The organism is Hydrogenophaga electricum (assembly GCF_030160815.1).
Lineage (GTDB): Bacteria > Pseudomonadota > Gammaproteobacteria > Burkholderiales > Burkholderiaceae_C > Hydrogenophaga > Hydrogenophaga electricum.
Genome location: NZ_BSPB01000118.1, coordinates 1 through 2,451 on the forward strand (window position 1 = coordinate 1; position 2,451 = coordinate 2,451).

Genomic DNA, 2,451 nt, shown 5'->3' on the forward strand with positions numbered 1-2,451 from the left:
GACGCTGGCGCTGCGCGACGCGGTCTTTGCCAAGCCTCCGGCGCTCGCTCCCATCGGGCCCGCTCCCGTCATCGGCCCTCAGTGAGAAAGCCCCATGTCTGAACGGATACACGCCACGTACTGGCTCGAAACCCCGCTGGCGCCGCAGCGTGCGGCGGAAATCATTGCCGGCGAACAGTCCAGCGGCACCTTTCTGGCCCTGGCCAACGAGACCGATGCGCTCAAGGCGCGCAGCGGTGCGCGCATCGAGCGGCTGGAGATGCTCGATGTGGTCGGGGCCCCGAGCCTGCCGGGCCGCTATGCCGATCAGGCGCGCTTCAGCCGCTGCCTGCTGGAGCTGTCCTGGTCGGTCGACAACATGGGGGTGTCGCTGCCCAATGTGCTGGCCACGGTGGCGGGCAACCTGTTCGAATTGCAGGGCGTTTCGGGTCTGCGCGTGCTGGAACTGCGTCTGCCGCGGGTGTTTGCCGAAACCTACCCTGGGCCGGCCTTCGGCATTGCCGGCACGCGCCGCCTGGCCGGCGTGCCGCAGGGGCCGCTGATCGGCACCATCATCAAGCCCAGCGTGGGCCTGGACGCTGCGCAGACGGCGCAGGAGGTGCGCCAGCTTATCGACGGCGGCATCGACTTCATCAAGGACGACGAGCTGCAGGCCGACGGCCCGCATTGCCCGTTCGACGAGCGTGTGCGCGCGGTGATGCGCGAGGTCGAGGCCGGCGCCGACCGGCTGGGCCGCCGCGCCATGGTGGCCTTCAACCTCACGGGCGAACTCGACGAGATGAAGCGCCGCCACGATCTGGTGCAGTCGCTGGGCGGCACCTGCGTCATGGTCAGCCTGAACTCGGTGGGCCTGGTGGGGCTGCGCGAGCTGCGGCGCCACAGCGCGCTGCCGATCCACGCGCACCGCAACGGCTGGGGTTATCTGAGCCGGCACCCGGCGCTGGGCTGGGACTACCGCGCCTGGCACAAGCTGTGGCGCCTGGCGGGCGCCGACCACCTGCACGTCAACGGCCTGTCCAACAAGTTCAGCGAGCGCGACGAGACCGTGGCCGAAGCGGCGCGCGCGGTGCTCGAACCCCTGTGGCCCGAGACGCCGATGCCGGTCATGCCGGTGTTCAGCTCGGGCCAGACCGGCCTGGTGGCCGCCGCCACCTACGCGGTCACGCGCAGCCAGGACCTGATCTTTGCCGCCGGTGGGGGCATCTTCGGCCACCCCGACGGCGTGGCCGCCGGCGTGACAGCGCTGCGCCAGGCCTGGGACGCGGCGGTACAGGGCGTGCCGATCAGTGTGCATGCCGAAACCCGCCCCGCGCTGCAACGCGCACTGGGCTTCTGGTGAGCGCCGCCATGCACGCCGACACGCTGCCGGGGCCGCTGCTGGCCTACTACGGAGACGACTTCACCGGCTCCACCGACGAGATGGAAGCCTTCACCCTGGCGGGGGTGCCCACCGGCTTGTTCCTGCGCACGCCCACGCCCGCGTGGGTGCAGCGCCTGGGGCACCTGCGCTGCATCGGCCTGGCGGGCACGGCGCGCGGCCGTTCGCCGGCCTGGATGCGCGAGCACCTGCCGCCGGCGTTCGCCAGCCTGCGCGCCTTCGGCGCGCCGCTGCTGCAGTACAAGGTGTGCTCGACCTTCGACTCCAGCCCGGACACCGGCTCCATCGGCCAGGCCATCGAACTGGGCGTGCAGGCCATGGGGGGCGACTGGTCGCCCATGGTCATCGGGGCCCCGCGCTTGCGCCGCTATCAGGCCTTCGGCCACCTGTTTGCCGCCATGGGCGACGAGGTGCACCGCCTGGACCGGCACCCCACGATGTCGCGCCATCCGGTCACGCCCATGGACGAGGCCGATCTGCGCCGGCACCTGGCGCGCCAGACCGGGCGCCGCCTCGGCCTGGTCGATCTGGTGGCGCTGCAGTCCGGCGGGGGCGATGCGGCGCTGGCCCGTCTGCAGGGCGCCGACACGCCCGTCGTGCTGCTGGACGTGATCAACGACGACACCCTGGCCGAAGCCGGGCGGCTGGTCTGGGAACGGCGCGGTCGCGGGCTGTTCTCCGCCTCGTCGTCCGGGCTGGCCTACGCGCTGGTGGCGCACTGGCGGCGGGCCGGGCTGCTGGGTCCGGCCCAGCCGCTGCCACCCACCGCGGCGGTAGACCGCATCGTGGCCGTCAGCGGCAGTTGTTCCCCGGTGACGGCGGGGCAGATCGTCTGGGCGGGTGCGCATGGGTTTTCGCTCGAACGCCTGGACACGGCCGCGGTGTTGACCGCCGCTGCCCGCGAAGCCGAGATTGCGCGGCTGACCGCCGCCGCGCTGCAGGCGCTCGCGGCGGGGCGCAGCCCCCTGATCCATTCGGCCTGCGGGCCCGACGACCCCGCGGTGCTGGGTTTCGCCGCGGTGGCTGCCCAGGCGGGTGTGCCCCTGGCGCAGGCCCAGGCGGCCGTGGGCGAC

General features: G+C 72.6%; 2 protein-coding genes. Both read left to right on the forward strand.

The window, feature by feature from the left end:
- The first annotated feature begins 94 nt into the window (after nucleotides 1-94).
- Nucleotides 95-1,339, forward strand: coding sequence for a ribulose-bisphosphate carboxylase large subunit family protein (locus QQK43_RS22985; RefSeq protein WP_284309609.1), 1,245 nt, complete (start codon nucleotides 95-97; stop codon nucleotides 1,337-1,339).
- A gap of 8 nt (nucleotides 1,340-1,347) precedes the next feature.
- Nucleotides 1,348-2,451, forward strand: a 1,104-nt coding sequence (locus QQK43_RS22990) for a four-carbon acid sugar kinase family protein (protein ID WP_284309610.1), incomplete at its 3' end; no start/stop codon positions are given.

Excerpts from the sequence above, each read along its gene's own strand:
- QQK43_RS22985 (WP_284309609.1), top strand. The coding sequence starts at position 95 with ATGTCTGAACGGATACACGCCACGTACTGGCTCGAAACCCCGCTGGCG.